This is a genomic window from Paenibacillus enshidis (assembly GCF_042136365.1).
GTDB lineage: Bacteria > Bacillota > Bacilli > Paenibacillales > Paenibacillaceae > Paenibacillus > Paenibacillus enshidis.
In genome coordinates, this window is the sequence record NZ_JBHHMI010000008.1 from 136,834 (window position 1) to 161,191 (window position 24,358).

General features: G+C 50.0%; 22 protein-coding genes and 1 pseudogene. 17 read left to right on the forward strand and 6 right to left on the reverse strand.

Going from position 1 to position 24,358, the window contains the following annotated elements; all coding sequences use genetic code 11:
- The first annotated feature begins 733 nt into the window (after nucleotides 1-733).
- From ACE41H_RS11700 to ACE41H_RS11720, 5 genes are all read left to right on the forward strand, one after another.
- On the forward strand, nucleotides 734-835 hold the full coding sequence (locus tag ACE41H_RS11700) for a GNAT family N-acetyltransferase (protein ID WP_375355521.1): 102 nt from the start codon (nucleotides 734-736) through the stop codon (nucleotides 833-835).
- Nucleotides 836-861: 26 nt separating this feature from the next.
- Nucleotides 862-1,263, forward strand: coding sequence for a hypothetical protein (locus ACE41H_RS11705; protein WP_375355428.1), 402 nt, complete (start codon nucleotides 862-864; stop codon nucleotides 1,261-1,263).
- Nucleotides 1,264-1,572: 309 nt separating this feature from the next.
- On the forward strand, nucleotides 1,573-2,325 hold the full coding sequence (locus ACE41H_RS11710; protein ID WP_375355429.1) for a DeoR/GlpR family DNA-binding transcription regulator: 753 nt from the start codon (nucleotides 1,573-1,575) through the stop codon (nucleotides 2,323-2,325).
- Nucleotides 2,322-3,233 (forward strand): 1-phosphofructokinase, encoded by a 912-nt coding sequence (gene pfkB / locus ACE41H_RS11715; protein WP_375355430.1) that lies wholly within the window; start codon nucleotides 2,322-2,324, stop codon nucleotides 3,231-3,233. The genes ACE41H_RS11710 and pfkB overlap by 4 nt, the downstream gene beginning before the upstream one ends.
- Nucleotides 3,234-3,315: 82 nt before the next feature.
- Entirely contained in the window at nucleotides 3,316-5,232 is a 1,917-nt protein-coding gene (locus ACE41H_RS11720) for a PTS fructose transporter subunit IIABC (protein WP_375355431.1), read from the forward strand.
- Between the two features lie 114 nt (nucleotides 5,233-5,346).
- On the opposite strand, the gene ACE41H_RS11725 is transcribed toward ACE41H_RS11720, so the two are convergent.
- The gene (locus ACE41H_RS11725) at nucleotides 5,347-6,534 is read right to left on the reverse strand and encodes an oxalate decarboxylase family bicupin (RefSeq protein WP_375355432.1); all 1,188 of its coding nucleotides are present in this window, start codon (nucleotides 6,532-6,534) and stop codon (nucleotides 5,347-5,349) included.
- A gap of 170 nt (nucleotides 6,535-6,704) precedes the next feature.
- Here ACE41H_RS11725 and ACE41H_RS11730 point away from each other — a divergent pair, with 170 nt between their 5' ends.
- Nucleotides 6,705-7,121: a RidA family protein gene (locus ACE41H_RS11730; protein ID WP_375355433.1), complete on the forward strand. Its 417-nt coding sequence runs from the start codon at nucleotides 6,705-6,707 to the stop codon at nucleotides 7,119-7,121.
- On the opposite strand, the gene ACE41H_RS11735 is transcribed toward ACE41H_RS11730, so the two are convergent.
- A complete protein-coding gene (locus ACE41H_RS11735) occupies nucleotides 7,096-8,055 on the reverse strand; it encodes a bile acid:sodium symporter family protein (protein ID WP_375355435.1) in 960 nt (319 codons plus the stop codon). The genes ACE41H_RS11730 and ACE41H_RS11735 overlap by 26 nt on opposite strands.
- 149 nt (nucleotides 8,056-8,204) lie before the next feature.
- Nucleotides 8,205-9,047, reverse strand: a complete 843-nt coding sequence (locus ACE41H_RS11740) for a helix-turn-helix transcriptional regulator (RefSeq protein WP_375355437.1) — start codon at nucleotides 9,045-9,047, stop codon at nucleotides 8,205-8,207.
- Between the two features lie 195 nt (nucleotides 9,048-9,242).
- Between ACE41H_RS11740 and ACE41H_RS11745 the strand changes: the two genes are divergently transcribed.
- The 3 genes from ACE41H_RS11745 to ACE41H_RS11755 are packed head-to-tail and all read left to right on the forward strand — an operon-like array spanning nucleotide 9,243 to nucleotide 11,481.
- The gene (locus tag ACE41H_RS11745; protein ID WP_375355438.1) at nucleotides 9,243-10,406 is read left to right on the forward strand and encodes a Gfo/Idh/MocA family protein; all 1,164 of its coding nucleotides are present in this window, start codon (nucleotides 9,243-9,245) and stop codon (nucleotides 10,404-10,406) included.
- A 51-nt stretch (nucleotides 10,407-10,457) separates the two neighbouring features.
- A complete protein-coding gene (locus tag ACE41H_RS11750; protein WP_375355440.1) occupies nucleotides 10,458-11,306 on the forward strand; it encodes a sugar phosphate isomerase/epimerase family protein in 849 nt (282 codons plus the stop codon).
- A 4-nt stretch (nucleotides 11,307-11,310) separates the two neighbouring features.
- Nucleotides 11,311-11,481 (forward strand): hypothetical protein, encoded by a 171-nt coding sequence (locus ACE41H_RS11755; protein ID WP_375355442.1) that lies wholly within the window; start codon nucleotides 11,311-11,313, stop codon nucleotides 11,479-11,481.
- A gap of 84 nt (nucleotides 11,482-11,565) precedes the next feature.
- Here ACE41H_RS11755 and ACE41H_RS11760 read toward each other — a convergent pair whose 3' ends face one another.
- Complete coding sequence (locus ACE41H_RS11760) at nucleotides 11,566-12,534, reverse strand: cation diffusion facilitator family transporter (protein WP_375355443.1); 969 nt, start codon at nucleotides 12,532-12,534, stop codon at nucleotides 11,566-11,568.
- 397 nt (nucleotides 12,535-12,931) lie between these two features.
- On the opposite strand from ACE41H_RS11760, the gene ACE41H_RS11765 reads away from it, so the two are divergent.
- The 4 genes from ACE41H_RS11765 (at nucleotide 12,932) to cydC (ending at nucleotide 18,849) form a co-directional block, all read left to right on the forward strand.
- Nucleotides 12,932-14,296, forward strand: a complete 1,365-nt coding sequence (locus tag ACE41H_RS11765) for a cytochrome ubiquinol oxidase subunit I (RefSeq protein ID WP_375355444.1) — start codon at nucleotides 12,932-12,934, stop codon at nucleotides 14,294-14,296.
- Nucleotides 14,293-15,309 carry a cytochrome d ubiquinol oxidase subunit II gene (locus ACE41H_RS11770; protein ID WP_375355445.1) on the forward strand — a complete coding sequence of 339 codons (1,017 nt, stop codon included), beginning with the start codon at nucleotides 14,293-14,295 and terminating at the stop codon, nucleotides 15,307-15,309. The genes ACE41H_RS11765 and ACE41H_RS11770 overlap by 4 nt, the downstream gene beginning before the upstream one ends.
- A 67-nt stretch (nucleotides 15,310-15,376) precedes the next feature.
- Complete coding sequence (cydD, locus tag ACE41H_RS11775; protein ID WP_375355446.1) at nucleotides 15,377-17,134, forward strand: thiol reductant ABC exporter subunit CydD; 1,758 nt, start codon at nucleotides 15,377-15,379, stop codon at nucleotides 17,132-17,134.
- Nucleotides 17,131-18,849, forward strand: a complete 1,719-nt coding sequence (gene cydC / locus ACE41H_RS11780) for a thiol reductant ABC exporter subunit CydC (RefSeq protein WP_375355447.1) — start codon at nucleotides 17,131-17,133, stop codon at nucleotides 18,847-18,849. Before cydD ends, cydC begins: the two co-directional genes overlap by 4 nt.
- A gap of 414 nt (nucleotides 18,850-19,263) precedes the next feature.
- On the opposite strand, the gene ACE41H_RS11785 is transcribed toward cydC, so the two are convergent.
- Entirely contained in the window at nucleotides 19,264-20,658 is a 1,395-nt protein-coding gene (locus ACE41H_RS11785; protein ID WP_375355448.1) for a transcriptional regulator, read from the reverse strand.
- A gap of 134 nt (nucleotides 20,659-20,792) precedes the next feature.
- Nucleotides 20,793-21,140, reverse strand: a pseudogene (locus ACE41H_RS11790) (LysR substrate-binding domain-containing protein); the annotation flags it as partial.
- 370 nt (nucleotides 21,141-21,510) lie between these two features.
- On the opposite strand from ACE41H_RS11790, the gene ACE41H_RS11795 reads away from it, so the two are divergent.
- From ACE41H_RS11795 to ACE41H_RS11810, 4 genes are all read left to right on the forward strand, one after another.
- Nucleotides 21,511-21,612 carry a putative holin-like toxin gene (locus ACE41H_RS11795; protein WP_375355449.1) on the forward strand — a complete coding sequence of 34 codons (102 nt, stop codon included), beginning with the start codon at nucleotides 21,511-21,513 and terminating at the stop codon, nucleotides 21,610-21,612.
- 334 nt (nucleotides 21,613-21,946) lie between these two features.
- Complete coding sequence (locus ACE41H_RS11800) at nucleotides 21,947-22,240, forward strand: DUF6809 family protein (protein WP_375355450.1); 294 nt, start codon at nucleotides 21,947-21,949, stop codon at nucleotides 22,238-22,240.
- A 137-nt stretch (nucleotides 22,241-22,377) separates the two neighbouring features.
- Nucleotides 22,378-23,388, forward strand: a complete 1,011-nt coding sequence (locus ACE41H_RS11805) for a LacI family DNA-binding transcriptional regulator (protein ID WP_375355452.1) — start codon at nucleotides 22,378-22,380, stop codon at nucleotides 23,386-23,388.
- 248 nt (nucleotides 23,389-23,636) lie between these two features.
- On the forward strand, nucleotides 23,637-24,347 hold the full coding sequence (locus ACE41H_RS11810) for a glycerophosphodiester phosphodiesterase (protein ID WP_375355453.1): 711 nt from the start codon (nucleotides 23,637-23,639) through the stop codon (nucleotides 24,345-24,347).
- The last annotated feature ends 11 nt before the right edge of the window (nucleotides 24,348-24,358 follow it).

Consider the following 24,358-nt stretch of genomic DNA (forward strand, 5'->3'; position numbering starts at 1 on the left):
GAGTTGAGGGTTGGGGGGGCCTAGGGGAAGAAACAATGTGGCGGAAATTGCTGTACATGGGCGTGACGATTCCGGCGATCCCTTACCGCCGACTGATCGCGCGCCAATCGGTTCAGCCTCTTGCGGCTGCGGCCTAATTACAGTACTTAAACGGGAAAAGGTGAGCATGATGTGCGTGGCTTGATCGGTGTGGGGCCGCATGAACGAGGACATCGGAAACTTTCGGGTTCAAGCGGCAACGAGGACCTGGGTCTTTTATGTTTTCGGGTCCTTGCTCCTCTCCCTTGTCCTGAATAGCGTAACAACAGGCATTTTTCGTGCCTCCGTTGGATCTGTTATTTTCTTTAACGTGCCTAAAGTATTTTCGGCCGCCGGGTCGCTGTTTTTTGTACCTGATCCAACGGGATAATCGTGCAAAGCCACCGGACAGCGAGTCACATGCCTTGCCACGATCGGTTATCGGCTTGACTGTCAAGCACGGATATCGGCAAACTTGCAAGAAGGGGATTCGAATTCCTCAGAACCCAGTGTCTACAAAGGTTTAATTGGATTTGGGCCCTCAACCGGGCATTTTTTGTATGTATAATTTTAGGTAGAAAAAGTGGGCATGGATTCTACGACTATTAAAATTACCAGGAGGAATGTATTATGATCAGATAGAAGAACCTCGGACTGCGCTAGTATATGCGGTAGGTTTGGAATACTTTTTGCTAGGTGATCCAGTGAAGTTTACATAGCGACATTTGACCAAAATGCTCGAAATCGTGGTTTAGCAACCATACTGGGACAAAAATATATTAAGGAATGTTTGGAAAGAGGTTATGCCGTCTATTGACCATATTTAACAGAAGGAGTAAAACATTGAAAAAATTATTCGTAGTTGTGTCTACTGTATCTATAGTTGTTCTTCTTATCATTTCATTCTCAAATTATCAAACGATGAAGCAGAAGGTAGAATATGAAGTCCTAAATATTGGTGAGCTTCCTGAACAATTTCAGAATGAAATCGCAAGGGATTCTGAAAGTAACGGCTTCTCTCTACACGATGATGAAAAATACACTTATATATTGTATAGAGCGAACCACACAGAATATGAGTATATTACTACTGACTTATCCGTACACCAGAAGAATGGTACATACATCATCACTTCGTTAGTAAATTGGGCTGCTGATGATAGCAAAATATGTTACGAAAAAGCAATTAAGTTCGAGAAAGTTTCCGAAGATGATATAGTCCTGGAGGAACAAGACAAGAGGTAAACTTCGAACCGCCATGGAGTGGCTCTCAAAAAAAGACGGCATTCATTCTGAGCTTTCCGAATGAAATGCCGTTTTTTGGTGTGCCGCACTTGCGGTGAGCCTTTTTTGGAGCGTTCCCGCAGTATTTATCCTGAAGTTCAGGACAACAGATGTAATCCTAAGTTTGTAAGCGAAACCAAACTGCTGGAAATCCTGTTCACGATTCTGTAAAATAACGCTGTTAACCTAAAATTCCCTGAAGTTTTTTGAATGAAAATGATTGTTTTTTAACGATAATATGATAAGATAACTTCAGTTGGAGGAGATGCCATGCTGACAGAGGAAAGATACAAGTTAATTTTAGAGCGCTTACAGATTAACGGTGTTGTAAAACTGCAGCAGCTGGTTGAGGAGCTTGGCGCTTCGGAATCGACGATCCGCCGTGATCTGATCGATCTTGAAAGCCGTCAGCTGCTCAAGCGTGTGCATGGAGGAGCGGCCCTGCTTAACCAGAAAAGCCAGGAGCCGGGGATGGATGAGAAAACGTTCAAAAACGTTCAACAAAAAACCGTCATCGGTCGTCTAGCAGCCCAGGAAATACGGGATGGGGAATGCATTTATCTGGATGCGGGTACAACTACATTAGCGATGATTCCTCATATCGAGGCCAAGGACGTAACCGTGGTGACCAATGGATTGTCCCATGTCGAAGCCCTGGTGAGCAAACAGATTCGCAGCTATTTGCTGGGCGGAATGATGAAGATGCATACGAAAGCCGTCATCGGCAGCATTGCTCTCCAGAATCTGGACAATTTCCGGTTTGATAAATGCTTCATCGGCACGAACGGGGTGGATCCCGAAATGGGCTACACCACGCCCGATCCGGAGGAGGCGTTAATCAAGCGGCGTGCGCACGATCTGTCAAGCAAGACTTACGTGCTGGCAGATTCCAGCAAGATCGGCGAAGTGGCTTTTGCCAAACTGTTTGAATTAAAGGAAGGTGTGCTGATAACGGAATCCGTGCCGGAGCACTGGCGCCGGGCGATTGCACAGAAAACTGAAATCATAGAGGGAGAACCATGATATATACTGTGACGCTTAACCCTTCCATCGATTATATCGTGGAAGTTGAAGACGTAAAGCTGGGCGGCTTGAACCGGATGAAAAGGGATTTGAAGCTGCCCGGAGGCAAAGGCATTAACGTATCACGCGTGCTGAAGCAGCTAGGAGCGGAGAATACTGCAATCGGCTTTCTTGGCGGTTTTACCGGCCGTTTTATTGAGGATAAGCTGCGCGAGGACTCCATTCGAACCGATTTCGTGACGGTCCAGGGCGACACTCGCATCAACATCAAGCTTAAACACGGGGACGAGACAGAGATTAACGGGCTTGGACCGGATATTAGCCAGGAGGAAGCCGAGGCCCTGCTGCGCAATCTGTCAGCGCTGCACGAGCATGACATTGTCATCCTGTCCGGAAGCATACCGCCCTCGCTTGGCGGGGATTTTTACGAGCGGCTGATCGGCGCATGCCGGCAGGCGGGAGCGGAATTTGTGATTGATACGACAGGCGAAGCGCTGATGAAAGCGCTTGTTCACAAGCCGCTGCTCGTCAAGCCGAATCACCATGAGCTGGCGGAGCTGTTCGGCGTCGAGCTTCACACACGTGAGGAGATCGCTGCATATGGCCGCAAGCTGCTGGAGTCAGGTGCCCAGAACGTGCTGATCTCCATGGCTGGCGAAGGGGCGCTGCTTATTACAGCGGATAAGGTATACCACGCAACCGTGCCCAAGGGGACGGTGAAGAACTCTGTCGGAGCAGGCGATTCCATGATCGCGGGTTTCGTCGGGACTTATGTTCTGAACGGCGATCCGCTGGAGGCTTTCCGCACAGGAGTCGCTTCCGGCAGTGCGACGGCTTTTTCCGACGATCTGGCCGTCCGTTCGCTGATCGAGCAGCTGCTGCCGCAGGTGAAAATTTCGGAATGTTAAGCAAAAATCGGGGGGAGGCAGACAAGGCTGCGGCCTTGCTGCCGGTCCAGGTGTTGAACGAACTCAAGGGGAGTGCAAAACAATGAGAATTACAGATCTGATGCTTAAAGAAACGATGATCATGGATATGCAGGCAACCACCAAGGAAGCCGCTATCGACGAATTGATTGCGAGCCTTGCCACCAGCGGACGGATTAATGATCCTGTCCTGTTCAAAGAAATGATCCTGAAGCGCGAAGGGGAATCGAGCACAGGAATCGGCAATGGTATTGCCATGCCGCATGCCAAAACCAAAGCGGTTAACGAACCGACCGTAGTATTCGCCAAAAGCAGCAAAGGTGTTGAATACGAATCCCTGGACGGCCAGCCTGCGAACATATTTTTTATGATCGCGGCCCCGGAAGGAGCAGGCAATACGCATCTTCGCACCTTGGCGGCCTTATCCAGGCTGTTAATTGATAACGATTTCATTGACCAACTGATGAATACACGCACACCGGATGAAGTGACAGCTCTGTTTGATGCCAGACAGGAGGAAGAGGCGGGAAAAAAAGACAGCAAGCCAACATCGTCCGCCCAGTCGACACCTGCCGAGGTAACGAAAGCAGCTTCTGAAAACGGGGATTTTGTTGTCGCGGTAACCGCTTGCCCGACCGGCATTGCCCACACCTTTATGGCAGAGGACGCGCTGCTGAAGAAGGCTGCGGAAATGGGTGTGCAAATCCGGGTAGAGACCAATGGCTCGGAGGGAGCGCAAAACGTGCTGACACCCGAAGAAATTCGCCGTGCCAAAGGGGTCATTGTAGCAGCCGATAAAAAGGTGGATATGGACCGCTTCGACGGCAAGCCTGTGCTGCAAAGACCGGTCAGCGACGGCATCCGCAAGCCGCAGGAGCTGATTTCGAAGGCGTTAAAAGGTGATGCTCCGATCTATCGCAGTGAAGGCGGCAGCACCACGGGTGAAAAGCATGAGGAGAAAGCCAGCATCGGAAGCAAAATATACAAGGACCTGATGAACGGGATTTCCCACATGCTTCCATTTGTTGTCGGCGGGGGGATTCTGCTGGCCCTCTCCTTCCTGTTTGAGCAGATCGGGGGTGCAGACAACCCGCTGTTCAAGCTGCTGATGGCGCTGGGTGGCGGAGATGGAGCTTTCCACTTCCTGATCCCGGTTCTGGCCGGTTTTATCGCAGTCAGCATTGGTGACCGTCCGGCACTGATGCCGGGTATGGTAGGCGGACTCATGGCCGTGAACTCCAACGCCGGTTTCCTTGGCGGTCTGGCAGCAGGTTTCCTGGCAGGTTATGTCGTCATTGGGCTGCGTAAAGCTTTTGCCGGTTTGCCGAAAACGCTGGAGGGTCTGAAGCCGATCCTTCTCTACCCAGTGTTCGGCCTGCTGATTGCTGGTACGGTCATGTATTATATTTTCGATCCGATTTTCGGCACGATCAACGCTTGGATGGTAGGAGCCCTGAACAACCTGGGCACAGGCAACGCGGTTCTGCTTGGTCTTGTCCTGGGTGGTATGATGGCCATTGATATGGGCGGACCGTTCAACAAAGCGGCATATACATTTGCCATTGGCGTATTTACGTCCAGCGGCAATACGAACGGAGAGATGATGGCGGCGGTTATGGCAGGCGGCATGGTGCCTCCGCTGGCGATCGCCCTGGCGACAACGTTCTTCAAGAACAAATTTACACAGCAGGAGCAAAAATCCGGTCTGACCAACTATGTGCTCGGCCTGTCCTTCATTACGGAGGGTGCAATTCCTTTTGCAGCGGCTGATCCACTGCGTGTACTCACCTCCTGTATTCTGGGCTCGGCGATTGCGGGCGGTTTGACACAGCTCTGGGCTATTAACATCCCGGCTCCGCACGGCGGTATCTTCGTAGCGGCGCTTGCCAACCACGCCCTGCTCTTCCTGCTGGCCGTTGCTATTGGCGCAGTTGTATCCGGGCTTGTACTGGGATTGTGGAAAAAAAGAATTGAAGCGTAAGCAGATTCTGTAGCGAGCATAAATTTCCCCTCTATAACATGTAGTGCTTTGGGAGCACAGTTGTTATGGAGGGGATTTTTGTTTTGGCCCAGCTTTTTTTGATTCGGTCCAACGTTACTTCTTATGAGCAGCAGAATATTTGACCACAGGCCATTTTACCTTGCGCAGGGAATCAAGCAGCTCTTCCTCTGCATTCAGATTGGACTTGACCAGTTCGCGCGGGGTAAGTGCCATCCACTGGTTCAGCGATACATCCTCAAACCGGTCGCTTTTGAACATTTCCAGGAACCACAACGTTTCAGTCCCGGTATTTTGAATATAGTGGCCAAAGGCAAAAGGGACATAACCGACATCTCCGGCTCTGTAATCAAAGGTGCGGGCTCTTCCGTTGGCTGCGAAAACGGTCATGCGCGCTTCCCCGGTCAGGTAGTACTGCCATTCATCCTGATTGGGATGCCAATGCAGCTCTCTCATAGCGCCCGGATGGACTTCGACCAGAGCGGCGGCGACGGTTTTGGATACAGGAAAATTTCTGGAGTCTGCAATGCGCACACTTCCCCCGGGAGTTCTGAACGGCGGCTGTGCCAGCAGGCGATGAGTGAGGTTTAAAGGAACCGTACCATAAGGGGATTGAACCTGCTGGCTCTCTATGGGACCGGGCACCTTATCCTGATAGATATAGACCTGATCGTGGGGAATGGTGTCAAAAGCTTGTTCAGGAACGCCAAAATTGGAGGACAGAACCTCCTTGGGTGTATGGGCGAACCAGTCGGAGATGGATAATGTGTTTAAGTCCGAGAAATTTCCGTCATCAAAAACAAGCAAAAACTCGCACCCTGAGGCCAATCCCTGGATGGAGTGTGGCAGTCCGGGCGGGAAGTACCAAAGATCTCCTGCACCTACATCCCCTATAAAGTTCCTTCCATTCTGATCGACCGACGTGATGCGTGCGCTCCCCAGGATGATATAAGCCCACTCTGCCTGCTGATGCCAGTGGAGCTCGCGCACCCCTCCCGGGGTCAGGTACATATTTACACCCGCCAGCGTTGTGGCAATTGGCAGCTCGCGGGCCGTGATCTCTCTGGACCATCCGCCATGGTTGAGCTTCATACTTGTGTCTGAGAATGAAAATTTCAGATTCGGCAGCAGACCGTTATCGGTAGTTGGGGGAATCAGCAGGTCGGGATTTTGTCTGTCTCTGAGGACATCCCGTGGCCCGTAATCCGGACCGCCCGCGCCATTTTCCCGAATCGGCTGTGGCACATTATATTGTTTGTTATTACGCTCATGCCCGTTTCCCATGTGATCCAAGCTCCTTCCAAATCATGGTTCGCCGGAGAACCCAATTCTACAAACAACATATGAGGGAGCTGCTTTTTTTATGTGGAGAACAGGCCTAATCAAAAATGTTTTGAGAGAAACAATTTTATGTTATTATTGTTTTGTAAGGAACAAAAAGAGGAGTGAATCACATGAAAAAAATTAATCCGTCTACGCTGGATCAAAGGTTCAGCCATTTAATCACACAGGTGGTTGTTACACCACCGGCAAGCCTGGCTTTTATCTCCGGACAGGTGGCAGTTAACCGTAATGGGGAGCTGGTTGGCCAGAACGATTACAGACAACAGGCTCTACAGGTGTTCAAAAATGTCAATTTGGCGCTGGAGGCAGCCGGAACCCTGCCCGAGCATGTGGTGCAGATGAAAATACACGTTGTCAATCATCGCGAAGAGCTGGTGGAGGTTATTTTCCAGGCAGGCTTTGAAGTATTTGGCGAGGAATGGCCGCTGACAGCGAGTACATTGTTGGGAGTTCAAGCGCTTGGCATGCCGGATTGGCTGATTGAAGTGGATTGCATTGCCGCTATTGAACCTGCTTCCGGTACATGAAGCGCAGGAGCTGCGCATAGCTGGATGCCAGAATTTGTTGAAAAAGGGATCCGAGAATGACGGGCAGCACCACGGCAGGAGCAAAATAGGTCATGGCCAGAACTGTCCCCGCGCTGATGTTGCGCATGCCGCAGTTAAAGGTCATCGCCACGGCGATGCCGCGGTCCCACTTGCAGAGCCGGGCTGCCAGCAGCCCGAAGAGATACCCGGAAGCCGCCACCAGTAAAATGACAAGTGCGATCTGAACCAGCTTCCAATCAAAATCCATGATAAAGGGAGCGACCACCGAGCTGTTGATGGAAATGACGGCAATCAGCCCGATTTTGCTGAAGGGCGCGAGCAGGGGCCCCAGGCTGCTTTTGATTCGCCCCTTCGTCAGGTGGTTCAGCAGCATGCCGAGCAGTGACGGGAGAACGACCATCCACAGCAGGCCTGCCATCATGCCGAACGTATCGATCTGCACGTCGGCCCCAACCACAATCTTCAGGGTGTAGGGCACAATAAATGGCGACAGGAAGGTATCAATGAGGATGAGCGACAGGGTCACGGCAATGTTGCCCTTGAACATGGATACCCACATGAAGCTGATGATTCCGGTCGGAATGGTAAAAGCGAGCAGAATACCCGTGATCGTATATATATCCGCAGGAAAGAAAAGAGACCCTGCGGCCCAGCCAACCAGGGGCATCCACACATGAAGCAGCAGCAGGGATACGAGCAAGGGCAGCGGGCGGGCCAGTACCCTTTTCAGATCGTCAAAGCTGGAGCCCAGACTGCCGGAAAATGTCATAAAGGCGAATATCCACGGAACAAGCCCGGTATAGGGGCTCAGCCAATGGGCCAGCAGGATGCCAAGCACGAGACTACTGGGCGCGATCAACGGGGTCCATTTTTCCATAACTGTATTGATGCGGATCATGTGAGTTCTTATCAAGGAATCGTCTCTCCAATCTGCTTTGAAAACGTGAACGTTCGAACGACAGCTATTAATAGTATAATACACCCAATTAATAGAAAGAGGATCATTCCGCTCAAATTTTTTAAAAAAGTCACTGAGCCAAAAGGTAATTCATCGCTCGTTGTCTAGGAATGAACCGAATCGTTGGTGGCTGCCCGGTAGACCTTCGGAGAGACGCCTGCCAGCTGCTTGAATTTTCTGGAGAAATAGGCCAGCTCCATTCCCATATGCTCCGCGATGTCGCTGATGCTCCAATCTGAGAAAGAGAGCAGACGTCTGGCTTCTTCCATCCTTTTTTCCAGCACATATCTCATCGGTGTCACACCCATATATTTTTTGAAGTAGGCGATAAAATAATTGGGATGCAGATGCATGATCTCTGCCAGCTGCTCCACCTCCATCTGCTCATGCAAATGGCTGTTGATATACTGCAGCACACCGGCCAAGCTGCCGTGCTCTGCCGGCAGGACGAATTCATGGATAAAGTCGGTATGCCCTTCCTCTTCAAAACAGCAGGCCAGGATGGAGAGCACGGACGCTTTCATTCTCAGTACGGAATACACGCTGGGCCGGTTGAATTGCGTGATCGTGTCGGCGAACAGGGAGCGGACGGCCGCAGGATCGGCAACATCGGTGATGAAAAGCCGGTTCGCGGTGTGAAACAACGGCCATTCCCCGATGCGTGCGTCAAAATGGATAAAATAGCGGTCATACGGATTGTGAACAGACGTCTCGGTGATCTGGCGGGTGAAGGCGGGCATCAGCATGATCTGGTTGGCTCTGGGATAGTAGGGAACATCGTTGATCATCACCTTCCCTTCACCGCTGGCGATAAAGTAAAGCCTGTTGAACGAGGGCTTTTCTTCCGAACGGTTCCAGCCGGCGTAAGTGCTGCGCTGCTGGGCATGGGAGACGCTTACCGTCAGGCCGTCGAGCAGGCCGCAGTAGAACGGATTGGAGTCATTCACTGCGATTTCACCTCCTGATTTAATTCATTACATTTTTGACAGCGCTATCATTTATTATAGCAGATTTATCAGATTCATCTTAGGATCGTGCAAAAACTTCTTAGTTGCGGTCATGTTCGCGGCTTTGTCCTCAGGCTACACTTTAGGAGGGCGGCGAAACGGATATGGGTCATGAAAAGGGAGGGCGGGCACGAAATGGAAAAGGTGCGATTCGGCATCATCGGCATCGGCAATATGGGAACCTCGCATGCCGTCAGTTTGAGCCAGCACATTCAGGGGGCGGAGCTGACAGCGGTGTGTGATGCGAACCCCGAGCGCCTTCGCTGGGCGGAGCAGCATTTGCCTGATCATGTGCGCAGGTTCAGCGATGTGGAGGACTTTTTAGCTTCAGGAGCCATGGATGCGGTATTCATCGCCACGCCGCATTATGATCATCCGCCGCTTGCAGTGCAAGCCTTCAGGCACGGCTATCACGTGCTGGTGGAGAAGCCGGCCGGCGTGTACACGAAGGCAGTGCGTGAAATGAACGAGGCTGCCGCCGCAGCGGACAGGGTGTTCGGCATCATGTACAACCAGCGTACCAATCCGCTGTATCAGAAGCTGCGGGATTTGGTGCTGTCGGGGGAGCTTGGCGAGGTGCGCAGAATGAACTGGATCATAACGAATTGGTACCGCTCCCAGAGCTATTACGATTCAGGGGGCTGGAGAGCGACCTGGGCCGGAGAAGGGGGCGGCGTGCTTCTGAACCAGGACCCGCACCAGCTCGATTTGTGGCAGTGGACGACAGGTTTGATGCCGGTACGCATCAGAGCTTTTTGCCAATTCGGCAAGTACCGCAATATTGAAGTAGAGGACGATGTTACGGCTTATGCGGAATATGAAAATGGGGCAACAGGTGTTTTTATTACGACAACAGGTGAAGCGCCGGGCACCAATCGTTTTGAGGTGACGGGTGACCGCGGCAAAATTGTGGCCGAGGACGGCAAGCTGACGTTCTGGAGGCTGCGGACGCCGGAGCCCGAATTTAACGCAAGCTACAGAGGGGGATTTGGCAGTCCAGAGTGCTGGAAATGCGACATTCCTTTGACCGGCGGGGAAGGAACCCAGCACAGAGGCATTTTGCAAAATTTCACCAATGCCGTTCTTCATGGGGAAAAGCTGCTGGCACCAGGGGAGGAAGGTATTCTCGGACTGACATTGTCCAATGCCATGCATTTGTCTACCTGGACCGACAACTGGGTCAGCCTTCCTCTGGATGAGCAGCTGTATGCGGATATGCTGAATGAGCGAATCCGCAGTTCTTCCTTCCGCAAAGACGGGGGCGGCAGTATCGTTCTGGATGTATCGGGTTCACATTAAGCGTTACGAACCGGCAATGATTCCATGTTCTTAATGATAGGGGTGACGGATATGAAGCTTTCCGTATTTACGGTAGCCACACCTGACCTGACACCGGAGCAGCTGGCGGATGCTGCCAGGGAAGCCGGGCTGGACGGGGTGGAATGGAGGTACAGGGAGGTTCCCCCGGATGCAGCGGACGAGCAGCCCTCGTATTGGCGCAATAACCGCTGCTCTATCGATCCGCAGCTTACGAGCGAGGAGTTGCTGAAGCTCAGGGAGGTCACGGCATCCAGGGGACTTAAGGTGGCGGGCCTGATGCCTTATTTGCAGGTGGGGGATCTGGAAGCGGCGGAGCAGGCTTTTCATGCGGCAAGCCAGCTTGGAGCAGACATGATCCGTGTTGGCGTGGCAGGATATGACGGAAAGATGCCTTACCCCCGGCTGTATGAGGAAACGGTACGCTACCTGAAGGAGGCTGAAGTGCTGGCTAAACGCTACGGCATCAAGGGGTTGGTAGAAACCCATCACAGAACGATCGCGCCCAGCGCATCTCTGGCCTACCGTCTCGTCAGTGGCTGCAATCCCGATTATATCGGAGTCCTCTATGATCCGGGCAACATGGTGTACGAAGGGTATGAACCGTTCCAATTGGGCATGGAACTGCTGGGCCCTTATCTGGCGCATGTTCATATCAAGAACGCGGCCTGGAAGCAGGAAGGCCGGAGAGTAGACGGGACTGCACGCTGGTTGGCAGGCTGGTCACCGCTGGAAGAGGGAATGATCGATTATGCAGAGGTGCTGCAAGCCCTGAAAGCTGTCCATTATGAAGGCTATCTCGGGATCGAGGATTTCAGCGGCCAGTATGAATCCCGGCAGCTTCTGAAAGCGTTTGCCGATTTTGTACGGGAGAGGATGTGAGCGAGTGGCTGAAAACAGACAGGATGGCATGAATTATGCACCGTACGGAAAATGCCATGATTTTTACACACATATTCGAGAAGAGAAGAAGTTCTGGCTGGACGGTGACGCAGGCATCAAATCGCTCAGATTGGTCAAGCAAATTTACGAAGCTTCCCGTACCGCTTGGGTTTAAAAGGTGCGGTCGTGGCGGAATTGGCAGACGATTTAAAAAGCGACGGTTCAATGAACCGTCGCTTTTTTCCGCTTCTGTATTCAATCAATGGTGATGATGGGCATGTGCTCCGGGCGCATCGGCCTTGGCGGTACATAAAATTGAGCTATCGTGGGCATGCTGTTCGGATTCGACTTGTAACGTCACGTGCCGGATTTCTTTGTGTTCCAGCATGTGTTCGACTTCTTTGAGAATCGCCTCGGCTTCATAGATCGTCTTGTCTCCGCCGACGACAATATGAGCTGTAAGAGCGTTCATGCTGCTTGTAATGGACCAAATGTGCACATCATGGACTCCCTTAACGCCGTTCACTCTTCGAATTGAATCGACAATTTCGTTCAAATCGATATTATTCGGCGCCCCTTCCATCAAGACGTGCAAGGACGATTTTGTGACAAAGTAACCACTGCGCAAAACAAGTGCCGCGACAATGACGCTTGCAAGCGGATCTGCCCAGCCCCAGCCAAAGAACATCATCAACAGAGCTGCGGCAATGGCGCCGACGGACCCCAGCATATCGCTGAGCACGTGCAAATAGGCGCCGCGCATATTCAGGTTGTTCTTTGTATCGCTTCCCCTCATCATGAGCCATGCGACAAATACATTGATCAGCAACCCGATCGTACTGATAATTAACATGCCTAGCGTAGCCACTTCCGGCGGGTTCGTGAAACGTTCAATCGCTTCATAGAAAATATAGACGGAAATCCCGATTAACGTGATGCCGTTAAGAGCTGCGGCTAAAATTTCAAATCGTCTGTAACCGTACGTATTCCCTGTGTTAACGGCTTTTGCTCCAAACGTGAATGCGAGCAATGCAATGCCTAAAGCGATGGAATCGGACAACATATGACCCGCATCGGAAATCAGGGCCAGGCTGTTGGTAATCACACCCCCAACCGCTTCGACGATCATGTACGCTGTAATAATAATGAATGATATCAGGAGTACTTTTTTATTGCTGGTATGAACATGGCTGTGCCCATGATCATGACCGTGATTATGTCCGGACATTTGGTATCAACTCCTTTTACATATTGAATGGCTTGATCAAAATATTGAATATATGAGCAATTGTTCATATGTTTTGTTTGACTTTATTATATTGGGTCCCCAATACGTGTGTCAACCCATATTTCTCATTTTCGGCTTGGTGACTATTTTGCACAGAAATACCTTTTATTATTCGGTCTTTACCACACAACGGGAAACGGATCAATGACTCGATGGGGTGGTTTTCTTTGTTTTTCACCGAGTTGTCAGAAAGATTTGATTCTTTTTTGAACTGAGCTCCTTTCGTGATTAATTTGAGACATTGCGTCGTTATAATAAATTTTAAATATCGGGCAGGTTTCGGCTGGATTCAATCCCGATGCTTGAAATAACAGTGATTGAAAGGAGACAGTCTGGCGTGGTGATAGATACTGTGCTGTGGAGCAAATGGCTGACAGGGATGACCTTGGCGTTTCATGCCATTTTTGCCACGATTGGCGTTGGTGTTCCGTTCATGATTGCCATTGCCGAATTCGTCGGCATACGCAGGAAGGACCCCCATTATATTCTCATGGCCAAAAGATGGACGCGAGGATTTGTCATTTCCGTGGCCGTAGGCGTGGTGACCGGAACGGCGATTGGCCTGCAGCTTTCGCTTGTGTGGCCAAACTTTATGCGATTGGCGGGAAATGTGATCGCACTCCCGCTATTTATGGAGGTTTTTGCGTTCTTTTTTGAAGCTATTTTCCTGGGGATTTATATGTACACATGGGACCGGTTTCGCAATCCGTATATCCATTGGCTGCTGACCATTCCGATTGTCGTCGGGGCAGGCATGTCCGCTGTTTTTATTACGACAGTGAACGGATTTATGAATCAGCCTGGAGGTTTTGTCATGGAAGCGGGCCAATTTACGGCGGTCCATCCGCTGCAGGCGATGTTGAATACGGCAACGCCTTCCAAAGTCTTTCACGTCGTAACCTCGGCCTATTTGACGGGAGCTGCCCTGCTGGCGGGAATTGCGGCCTACACGATGCTGAGAAAAGGGCCGTCGGCGTATCACAAGAAAGCATTAAAGCTCATGATGGCGGTTGTGCTGGTGTTCAGCCTGCTGACAACCCTGGCCGGAGATGTGTCGGCCAAGTTTTTGGCAGAGCATCAACCGGAGAAGCTGGCGGCGGCGGAATGGCATTTTGAAACAGAAAGCGGTGCGGATTTGATTTTATTGGGCTGGCTGAATGCGGAGCAGAAGGTCATGGGAGCCATCCACATTCCGAAAGCGCTCAGCTTCCTGGCCTTTGGCGACTTTAATGCCGAGGTAACGGGGCTGGAGGAGTTTCCCCTCGATGAACGGCCGCCGCTGCTTGTGCACTATTTATTTGATTTCATGGCCGGGATCGGTTTTGCCATGTTGGCCGTTGCGCTGTTGTATTTTCTGTTTTTGTTCTGGAAAAAACGCAGTGAGCTTAACAAGTGGCTGCTGCGGGGGATTGTTTTTAGTACGTTGCTATCTTTTCTAGGCGTTGAACTGGGCTGGTTCTATGCGGAAATCGGGCGGCAGCCGTGGATTATCCGTGGATATATGCGCGTAGAGGAAGCGGCCACTTCGTCACCGAGTGTGAGGATTCTCTTTTTCCTCTTCCTGCTTTTGTATATTGTACTGGGGATTATGTGTGTCTTGGTGCTGAGGCGCTTGTTCCGTGATAAACCGGCAGAAGCCGAGCTGGACAAGCTTATGAAAGAGCAGCATATTCAATCCATGGAAAAGGGTGAGCCGGTATGATCAGTTACGAATTGATTGGCATCTCGGTGCTCTGGCTGTTTTTGTACGGTTATTTAATTGTGGCCTCCATTGATTATGGCGCCGGCTTTTTTGCCTTTTATGCCCGTCTCACGAAACAGGATCATCTGATCAGTCGTTTGATATCCCGTTATTTATCTCCTGTCTGGGAGATTACCAATGTGTTTTTTGTTTTTTTCTTCGTAGGCATCGTCGGTTTTTTCCCTGACACGGCTTATTATTACGGCTCTGCGCTGCTTGTGCCGGGAAGTATCGCTATTATTTTGCTGGCTATTCGCGGCTCCTTTTATGCGTTTGAAAATTACGGCTCCAAAGAAAACATCGTCTATCTGTTTTTATATGGGGCAACGGGTTTGCTCATTCCGGCTTCTTTGTCGGTGGCACTGACGCTTTCCGAGGGCGGTTTTATTGTGGAGCAAGGCGGAGCTGTTTCTCTGGAATATGGGTCGCTGATATCAAGTCCGTTGTCGTGGAGCATCGTCGCATTGGCCATCGTATCGGTGCTGTTCATTAGCGGATCATTCCTGGCCTTCTACGCTTCCCGGGCGGACGATCAGTCAGCGCTGAAGCTGATGCGGACCTATGCCCTGTTTTGGAGCACGCCCACGATTATTGCGGCACTTACGGCATTTATTTATCTAAGCCAGCACAATGAGCGGCATTTTCAAAACATGATGGATTTATGGTGGCTGCTGGCGCTTTCTGTTGGTTTTTTCATCATAGCCCTGTGGCTGCTGTACAGTGGACGCCGTTACGGACTGGCCTTTATATGTGTCATGCTGCAGTTTTTTTGTGCCTTTTTTGCGTACGGGATCGGGCAATATCCTTATATTCTGGATCCGTACATTACCATTCAAAGCGGGGCTACGCAGGAGTCGATGGGCATTGCGCTTGTGGTTGCCTTTATCGGCGGCCTGTGCCTGCTGGTTCCGTCGCTTATTCTGGTCTTCAGGTTATTCCTGTTTGATGCGGATTATGTCAAAGGTAAAAAATGAGCCAGTGTATGTATGACTGCATGTTGGGAGTACCTTACAGGCGTATGTATAAAGGAGGGGAGTCTGCGTGAAAAGGAAAACCAGTCTTATATCCGAGCTCATGTCTGCACAAAGAAAACGTCTTGTTCTCCTGGGTGGCCTGTCGCTTGCGCTTGGTGCAGCCATTGCGGGCCAGGCCGTGTTGCTCGCTGAAGCCGTCGAGCGGATTTTTGTGCAGCAGGCTTCCTTGTCGTCGGTTGTTGTCATCCTTGGCTTTTTGCTGGCTGTCATGGCTGCGCGAGCGCTGCTGTCGTATGAAAACGGGCGAGTCGGCTTGCATATGGCTGCCAATGCCAAAACGGAGATGCGGGCCAAGGTGTTGCGAAAGCTGGCCGATGCTTCCGTACCTTCGGCACTGCGCGGGCAAACTGGTGGCAAGGTGAGTGTGGCGCTGGATGCCGTGGATGAGGCGGACAGTTATTTCAGCCAGTATATGCCGCGGATGATGGAAGCCGCCGTCATTCCGATTCTGATCTTGATCGTTGTTTTCACACTGCATATGAATTCCGGCTTGATTATGCTGGTTACCGCCCCTTTTATCCCGATATTTATGGTGCTTGTAGGGCTGAAAACGAAGAACAAATCGGAGGAGAAATTTGCGCAGCTGGCCGAGTTTTCCGGTACGTTCCTCGACTCGCTGCAAGGGCTGGTTTCGCTCAAGCTGTATGGCAGGGCCCGTCACCAGCAGCAGGAAATTGAACGCAGCAGCCTTGGTTATCGGGATGCGACGATGGGCATTTTGCGGATTGCCTTTACCAATACCTTTATGCTGGAATCGATCGTGATGCTCAGCATAGGCATTGTTGCGCTTGAGCTAGCGTTGCAGCTGCTGGTGTTCAAATCGTTGTCCTTTCACACCGCCTTTTTGATTCTGCTGCTGGTGCCCGAATTTTACAGCCTGTTAAAAAACACGGGAACTGCGTTTCACAGCGGCCGCACCAGCATGGGTGCAGTCCGTAAAGTGGAAGAAATGCTTGCAGAAACAAGGGAAGAGAGCGTACCAACGGATAGAGGAGAGGGTGCCGATTTAGATCTGATTCGGATGCCGCCATCCATCGAGCTGAGGGATGTCCGCTTTCGGTATGCGCCGGATTCGTTCGAGCTTGCAGCCGGTTCCATGTCGTTTGGACCTGGGGAGCAAATCGCCATTGTCGGAAAAAGCGGGTCCGGCAAAACAACTCTACTGCATCTCATTGCCGGTCTGCTGAAGCCGGCAGCGGGAGAAGTGCTGGTGAACGGACGTCCGCTTGCGCAATACGATGAAGCTTCATGGTTTGAGCACGTGAGCTACATTACCCAGCATCCGTATATTTTCGCCGGCACGTTTGCCGACAATATAACACTTGGCGCGAACCGGGACGTCTCCAGAGCTGAAGTCGTGCAGGCGGCGGAGGCCGCCGGGCTTGCTGACGTTGCAGCCGAACTGGAGCAGGGCTATGACACCTTTGTCGGTGAAGGAGGCAGGGGGTTGTCAGGCGGTGAGAAGCAAAGGCTTGCGCTGGCGCGTGCTTTTTTGAAGCAGCCTGCTGTCATTTTGTTTGATGAGCCCACAGTGGGATTGGATTTGCACACCGAACGCGTCCTGCAGCGGTCCATTGCCGAGCTTGCAACAAAAGCGACCATGATTACCGTGGCTCACCGCTTGTACACGATACGGCATGCCGACCGGATCTTGTTTATGGACAACGGAGTGCTGCTGGACTGCGGTCGTCATGATGAGCTGCTTGCCCGTCTGCCCCAATATGCCGAGATGGTGGAGGTTCAGCGCAAAGGAGGATTCGCATGAATGACCTGGCTATTTTAACAAAGGCGATGCTTCAGGAACGGAAGGATATTGTCATGGCGATCATAGGCGGATTCATCGCCGGTATAGCGGGTGTATGCCTCTTTGCCGCAAGCGGTTATATGATTTCCCAGACGGTGTTTGCCCCGCCGCTTTATACCTTGATTGTGCTGACGTCACTGGTCAAAATACTTGGCCTGCTGCGGGCGGCAAGCCGCTACGCCGAACGCTTGTATTCCCACCGGGCGACGTTCTCCATACTCAGCCGTTTGCGCACCTCCTTTTTTGCCAAGCTAATTCCTTTGACACCTGGGATATTGGGCAAACAGCGGAGCGGCGAGCTGCTCGCGCGGATTGTCGGGGATGTGGAAAGCTTGCAGCATTATTTTATACGTGTCGCCTATCCCCCTGTCGTTGTCGTGATGGTGTTTTTGGCTACGGTTTTGTTTACTTCGGCCTTTTCGTTCTGGGTGGCCTGTTTGTTTGTGCTGGGGATGCTGGCAACGGCTTTTGTGGTTCCAGGGCTTGTTCTGCTCGGGCAGAGAAAGATACATGGCCATGTGCGCCGGCAGCGGGCGGCGTTTTCCACTGAAGTGACTGAATTGCTTTACGGGTTCCGCGATTTGAAAGTATACGGGCAATTGAAAAAGCGCGAGCAGCAGCTGCAGCAAACCTTCGTCACATTGGCAGCCGCGCAGCAGGCAGCAGCCCGGCACTTGCTGCGCGGGCAATCGCTGCATACTTTTGTGACATACCTCATTTCCTGGGGTGTGCTGGTGCTTGGCGCCTATTTGATTATACACGGCTCACTTGCCGGCGTGTTTCTCGCTATGCTGGTGATGGCTTCACTCACGGTGTTTGAAGAAGCTGCGGCAATGGCTACGTTGCCTGCTTATAAGCAGGATAGCGAGCATGCGGCAAGGCGGATTGCGGAAACGGTTCATGCCGCGGATAAGCAGCTGCCGCAACCAAGCGGTGTTCTTTCAGATAAGCAGGCCGTTTCGATTGATCTCTGCAGCGTTACGTTTCAATATGAAGATGAGTGGCGTCCAGCGGTGAAGGACATTTCTCTTCATATTCCGCCGGGTTCCAAAACCGCGATTGTCGGGGCGAGCGGATCAGGTAAAACAACCATCATCGAATTGCTGCTCAAGCTGCGCACACCGACAGAAGGCCAGATTCGTTTAAATGGAGTTTCGCCCCAGGAACTGGATGAAGCGAGCATTTGGCAAGCGTCCAATGTTGTGCTGCAGCACAGCCATTTCTTCCGGGGCACCATTCGGGACAACCTGCTGCTGAATGGGGAACCTCCTTCCGACGAAGTGTTGTCAGCTATACTGGAAAAAGCGCAACTGCCGAATAAATCGCTCGATGATACAGTGTATGAAAAAGGGGAGAACTTGTCGGAGGGAGAGAAGCAGCGTCTGGCTCTGGCCCGGGCAATGCTCCGGAAAGGGCGGTTATGGCTTCTGGACGAGCCGACATCTTCACTGGATTACGTAACGGAGCAGCGCGTTTTCCGGCACCTGCTGACTCAGGCGGCTGACGATACGCTTCTGCTGATTTGCCATCGGCTGACCGGCCTGGAGGAGATGGACCGCATATTGGTCATGGACCAGGGAAGAGTCATTGAGGCAGGCACGTATGCAGAGTTGATGGAGCAAAAGGGATATTTTTATGAAATGAAGCAAATCGAGCTGCAAATGATCGGCGATTAACATTTAGCTTTTTCATTCATTGTTCCGCGATGTTACAGTCAAGCACTGGCTTTCAGCCAGTTTCTTTGTTTCTCTCTTATCCGGTAACATGCCCGAATTAGTTGACTATGGAGGCCCGGTGGAGAGATGTTGATATATTGAAGGACTCCATCGGTATATAGCCAATAGGAGTCCTTATGTTTTATTTTTCATCACTTCTCGTAAAAAATTTCCCAATCAACACATATATGAATAATGCAATAATTACTGCCAGACCATAGTCGATAATGAACTTAATAAGATTTTCAAATGTGAAACATGACTAATGAAATCAACGGTTCGCCCACTGATCTTTGTCGGAATGGGCTAGCTTATCCACCTCCGTGGATTGATGACAACTGAATAATAGAGTTCGAAGTCACAAATAATATTAAACTAGTTACGAACAGCAGAGAAATTATTTTCTTCATGTTTTCCTCCCATTTCCACTAAGTTATGATACTCCAGCTTTGTTTCGACTAATGCAAACTTTCGGAAACGTTCAAATAGTCGAATAAACCGAAGCATAGTGCTTTCATCATTAATTATAGTAGATTTTTTCAGGCCGTCTAACAAATGATGAAATCCCTTTTCGTAATGGCCTTTAGATAAATAATATTGCGCCAGCTCAGATAGTAGACCAACATGTTGATCGGCAATATTTTGATCGTTATATATTTCGTTTCCTTTTTGTTCATGGAGATTGGTTAGTACAGCACCAAATTTTGTGAGAATATGATCCACATCAACTCCAAATCGATTTGCCATCATCATGACATTCCATAAGCCACGAATCATTTCAATTTCTCTCGATTCAATGTAGTTCACATATTCTGAAAGCAATTTTGTGTCACCTGACATTAACTTAGCTAAAAAAATATTAGCTCTGGCCCACTCTTGAAATAGACCTTTCCAGTGAAGTGTTTCTTCATCCGTCTCCTTCACCCATTCTAAATCTGCATATTTATAGGCCATTTCCAATGCCATCTCATAGTTACCCTGATCGTGGAAAAAACCACCAATTAACAGATTGCTATATGCCACATAAAAAAATAGGGGTCTTGATGGATTTTTTTGACTTACTGTTAGTTCCTTATTAGATGAATGTGATAACGAGTATTGGATTTTTGCTATATGTTGCAACTTAACAGCAGTTGTGTAAACCTTCTCCCATCGGTGTAATGAGCGATATGTATTCGCCAAATCCTTCAGTGCATCCAGTTGTTCAATCTCATGAAGTCGATCAGCGAAAGGCTCAAATTGTATGGCTGCCTGGTAATTCTGTTCAAGATCCTTTCCCTGTCTGATTAGAAATAATCTGTACTGACAAAAGGCTAACCGCTCTGAATGCTGATTTTTCTCGCTTAAAGCTATGCTCTCGTAAAGAATTGCTGCTGCAGTATGTTTGCCCTGGCCAAAAAAATCTTCCGCTACCTCAAGCAGAGAAGACAAATATAACAGGTTATCCATCAACAAATTTACAGCCTGCTTGATGCACTCCAGCTTATCCAACTCAGTGCAGCGGTATAAGAAAGGTTTGATTCTGCGCCAATTCGGGGCAATTTCATTCAGATACTCTTGCATGTACTGCTCGTAAAAATGCCCATGGGGTAGATTCATTGTTGCCGTAATCCGGTCCAACTGATCCACGGCAAGCACCCTCTTATTATTCAAGATGGAACTCACCGTACCTGCATTCATCCCGGACCGTTTCCCGAATTGATTGATGTTTAAACCATCCTTCTGTATAAATTGTTCCAACTCTTTGAGAATCGTGGTTGTATTGTTCAAACGAACCACCTCTAATATTTTTTTGATAATATATTACAAATATAACCATTATTTGAACGGAGGTCAATAGATGCATTCCGACGGGCTCTCCAATAAGGAGATTGCTGTCCGCCATTTACTGAAATAGCAGCACCTCACCGCTGTCTAATAAAATCAATAAACTCCCTGGCCGCTGCCGGAAGGTGGCGGTCTTTTCGCCATTTCAGGCCAATCTCCCATTCCCAGCCTTCCTCGGCTATCGGAATCCAGACAAGTCCCTCCAGCTCCAGTCCTGGGGTCTGCGGAAGGATCGAAACACCCAGACCAGCTTTGATGAAGCCGGCTACAGTAACCAGATCTTCAGCATCGTAGGTGATGGCCAGATGGAAGCCGGTGTTATTGGAACATGTGGAAATAGTGGCTCTTAAGGCACAGTTATTCTTGAGGCCCACAAAGGGTTCGCCGGACAGCTTCGTAAGACTGAGTGAAGACGATCGCCGTGCAAAGGCATGCTGAGTCTAATTCCCGCGTCCGTCAGCATGGGGCAGCCCGTAAAGTGGAAGTAATAGATAAGGTGGGCAAGCAGGGACAGTGAATGGCGGATTATTTCGAGAGAACAAATGTCGGCGGATGAGCTGAATTTACAGGAACTAATCCAGAATGCGAAGGAGATGTATCCGTGATGAGTTTTGGAAAAGTTCTGGATGACATTGAACGTAAAGGCAGATGCGAAGGTTAAACGAAACGCCAAATAACTACATAAATAAATAGCCTCGGGACTGACTGCCCGGGGCTTATTGTGGTATAATCTGCCTTGTACAACATATCAGCTAACAGGGCGGCAGCCAAATCTCCCGGAAGGGAGGTGAGGCTATGACAGTTTTTGAAGCATTATACTTGATGCTTGCATTCGGCATGTTTGTAATTGCCGTGCTGTCTTTCGATAAACGGAAACGAGCCGCCCTGGCAAGGTAAACGGCTCATTTCTTTTGAGTTCTTTCCATGGCTGCCCGCTCTTTTAGCGGTGGTTGTACAAGGGGATCGGTTGCAGCCGATCCCTTTTTCTATTCTTATGTTACCACAATGAAATTATACAATTCAACGGATTGCTGTGTAATTATATATATTTCTTTGGATACGGTTGGCTTATTATACATTCATTTGGAGAGAAAATATCCACTCACAAGTAGATTTTATGCGAAAAATGCATAAAACTCACTATATTGTTTTCACATAGCTTAAACTTAGCTTAAGTGATAAACGACTGTACACGGCTTTTTACATAATTTTCTTAAAGGGGAAGTGTGAAATGAAAAGTATCTTGGAGGAACTTTACAGAGGCAACCTGGACCCTGCAGAGGGGATGTTTCCCACAGATCCCGAATATCGCCCACTTAATAGAAAAATTACTGAATCCATGGAGGAGCTCAAACAGAGGTTTTCGGAGAGGGATTTTGCAGCTCTTGAGCAAATATTGGATTTGAATGATGAATCTAATTCGATGCTTGCAAGTGAAGCTTTTGTCCAGGGATTTAGAATGGGAGCTTTGGTAATGGTTGAGGTGTTCAGAGGGGGCAAACCTGATGTTATGGGCGGAAGTTAGGAGGGCGTAACGTTACGCCAAACCTTTTTTGGCGCTCTTGAATTTCGTCGGTCTTTCTCGCCCATCATGAAAGTTGACGAATGGACGGACGTATCATATCGTAATTGTAGGAACGTAATCGGTTAAGGGGTGGCAAGGTGGGAGCAAGCATTAAAGACGTCGCGCGAAGAGCCGGTGTGTCTGTTACCAGTGTGTCCAGGGTGTTGAACGGTGAGAAGTATGTGAGCAAGGCGCTGCTCGAGAAGGTCAATCGGGTCATTGAAGAGCTCAATTATTCGCCGAGTCACATCGCGCGCAGCTTGAAGTCGCAGAAGACGAGTATCATTGGCATCATTGTTCCTGATTTGACGAATCAATTTTCTTCCACGATCTTAAGCAACATCGAGGAAACCGCAAGTGCGAAAGGATATAATCTGCTTGTTGGCAACATCGCGGAGAGCATGGAGAAAGAACTGAAGTACTTGCGAATTTTTCAAAACATGAGGGTCGATGGCATCATTGTAATGCATCAGAAGTTTGATAACCGCATTCTTGATTTTTTTGCGGGCGCCTCGATGCCGATTTTGTTTTCCAGTGTGAAAGCTCCGTCATCCGCACACTTGTCAGTGATGATCGACGATTATCAAGCCGCTTTCGACATGACGGAGCATCTTATTCAGACAGGGCATGTAAACGTTGCTTATCTCGGCGGTGATTTGGATGACATTACTTCCGGATTGAATCGGTATCGCGGATTTCTTGATGCGATGAAGAAGCATGGGCTGGAGCCGGACGAACGATTCGTCAAATTCGGCGATTACAAGCTGCCTTCAGGGCGCAGGCTGATGCAGGAAATCATTCGACAAGATGAGTTGCCGACGGTCGTATTTGCAGCCAGTGACGATATGGCCGTTGGGGCGCTCAATTGTGCGCTGGATTACGGACTGCAGGTGCCGGAAGATATCTCCATCGTCGGTTTTGACGGGAGTCGGATAACGGAGTTGGTTCGCCCTGCGATTACCTCAATGGAGCAACCGGTGGAGGAACTTGGAAGGAAGTCGGTCGACTATATGCATCAATTGATCGTACACCCGGAGTTCACGTTCGATTCGGATATTATATTGCAGCATCGACTCGTCGTACGTGAAAGTAGTCGAGCGTTAATGTAGTGTTTCCAGAGAACAATCTATGTCACCCGAAGGGGTGATTTTTTTTTCGTTTTGTGCAATTTACATAATGTCAAACAAAAAATAGCAATAGATTTTACATAAGCCAACTAGAATGTACACAGAATCATTTCTGGTAACGATACCATATCAATGTTGTAGAGGGTGGAACGTACGATGGACGAACTGTTGATCGCGGAGGAGATCACTGGAACTGGAGTAGAATTGACTGGAGAAGGAGAGTTGGCACAATGAAACGCTATCAGATCATCGCGCATACCGGCTGCGAAGGAACCCCTTACAACACGGCAGAATCTTGTCAAGCCGGCTTCGATGCAGGCGCCGACATGCTGGAGGTGGACGTTCGCGCGACGAAGGACGGCGCAGCGGTGCTTTATCATGATGATGAACCTGATGTCTCGCTCTACACATATACGGAATGGATGGGTGCCGAACACGATCCGGTCGAGAAGCTGGAAACCGTATTGAGACAGTTCCTCAATAAGCGTATTCAATTCAACCTGGATTTGAAGACACCCGAAGCTTATGAAGCCGCAGCGAAGGTCGTGGACCGACTGGACGCCTGGAGTCAAGTGTACTTTACGGGTGTTACCGACCATCTTGCACATGGCATCCGGGCAAAGCATGTCGTATGGAATTTGCCACACATCCCGCTAAGCACATCTGATGACGATTACGATGCGGATATCCGGCGATATTGCGAACAGGTGAAGCAAGCAGGTTTTGAGGGGGTGAACGCCCATTACGAATCGTGCCGCGAAGCATTGATCAAGCATGCGGCACAGCGCGGCTTGCTCGTCTGGATTTATACGCTGCCGGCGAACGGGGCGTTGCTCCGCAGGTATGTTGACATGGGGGTAGACGCGGTGTCCGTTATGGACGTATCCGCCTGCATGGAGCTAGCGAAGCGTTGGTCGTCGGATGATGCCTATTTTCTTTGACAAATATGGTA

Bases quoted from the DNA above. Each gene is read 5' to 3' on its own strand.
- ACE41H_RS11770 (WP_375355445.1), top strand. From the start codon at position 14,293: ATGATCAGTTACGAATTGATTGGCATCTCGGTGCTCTGGCTGTTTTTG.
- ACE41H_RS11725 (WP_375355432.1), bottom strand. From the start codon at position 6,534: ATGGGAAACGGGCATGAGCGTAATAACAAACAATATAATGTGCCACAG.
- ACE41H_RS11730 (WP_375355433.1), top strand. From the start codon at position 6,705: ATGAAAAAAATTAATCCGTCTACGCTGGATCAAAGGTTCAGCCATTTA.
- ACE41H_RS11760 (WP_375355443.1), bottom strand. From the start codon at position 12,534: ATGTCCGGACATAATCACGGTCATGATCATGGGCACAGCCATGTTCAT.
- ACE41H_RS11720 (WP_375355431.1), top strand. From the start codon at position 3,316: ATGAGAATTACAGATCTGATGCTTAAAGAAACGATGATCATGGATATG.
- ACE41H_RS11710 (WP_375355429.1), top strand. From the start codon at position 1,573: ATGCTGACAGAGGAAAGATACAAGTTAATTTTAGAGCGCTTACAGATT.
- cydC (WP_375355447.1), top strand. From the start codon at position 17,131: ATGAATGACCTGGCTATTTTAACAAAGGCGATGCTTCAGGAACGGAAG.
- ACE41H_RS11795 (WP_375355449.1), top strand. From the start codon at position 21,511: ATGACAGTTTTTGAAGCATTATACTTGATGCTTGCATTCGGCATGTTT.
- ACE41H_RS11800 (WP_375355450.1), top strand. From the start codon at position 21,947: ATGAAAAGTATCTTGGAGGAACTTTACAGAGGCAACCTGGACCCTGCA.
- ACE41H_RS11745 (WP_375355438.1), top strand. From the start codon at position 9,243: ATGGAAAAGGTGCGATTCGGCATCATCGGCATCGGCAATATGGGAACC.
- ACE41H_RS11750 (WP_375355440.1), top strand. From the start codon at position 10,458: ATGAAGCTTTCCGTATTTACGGTAGCCACACCTGACCTGACACCGGAG.
- pfkB (WP_375355430.1), top strand. From the start codon at position 2,322: ATGATATATACTGTGACGCTTAACCCTTCCATCGATTATATCGTGGAA.
- ACE41H_RS11810 (WP_375355453.1), top strand. From the start codon at position 23,637: ATGAAACGCTATCAGATCATCGCGCATACCGGCTGCGAAGGAACCCCT.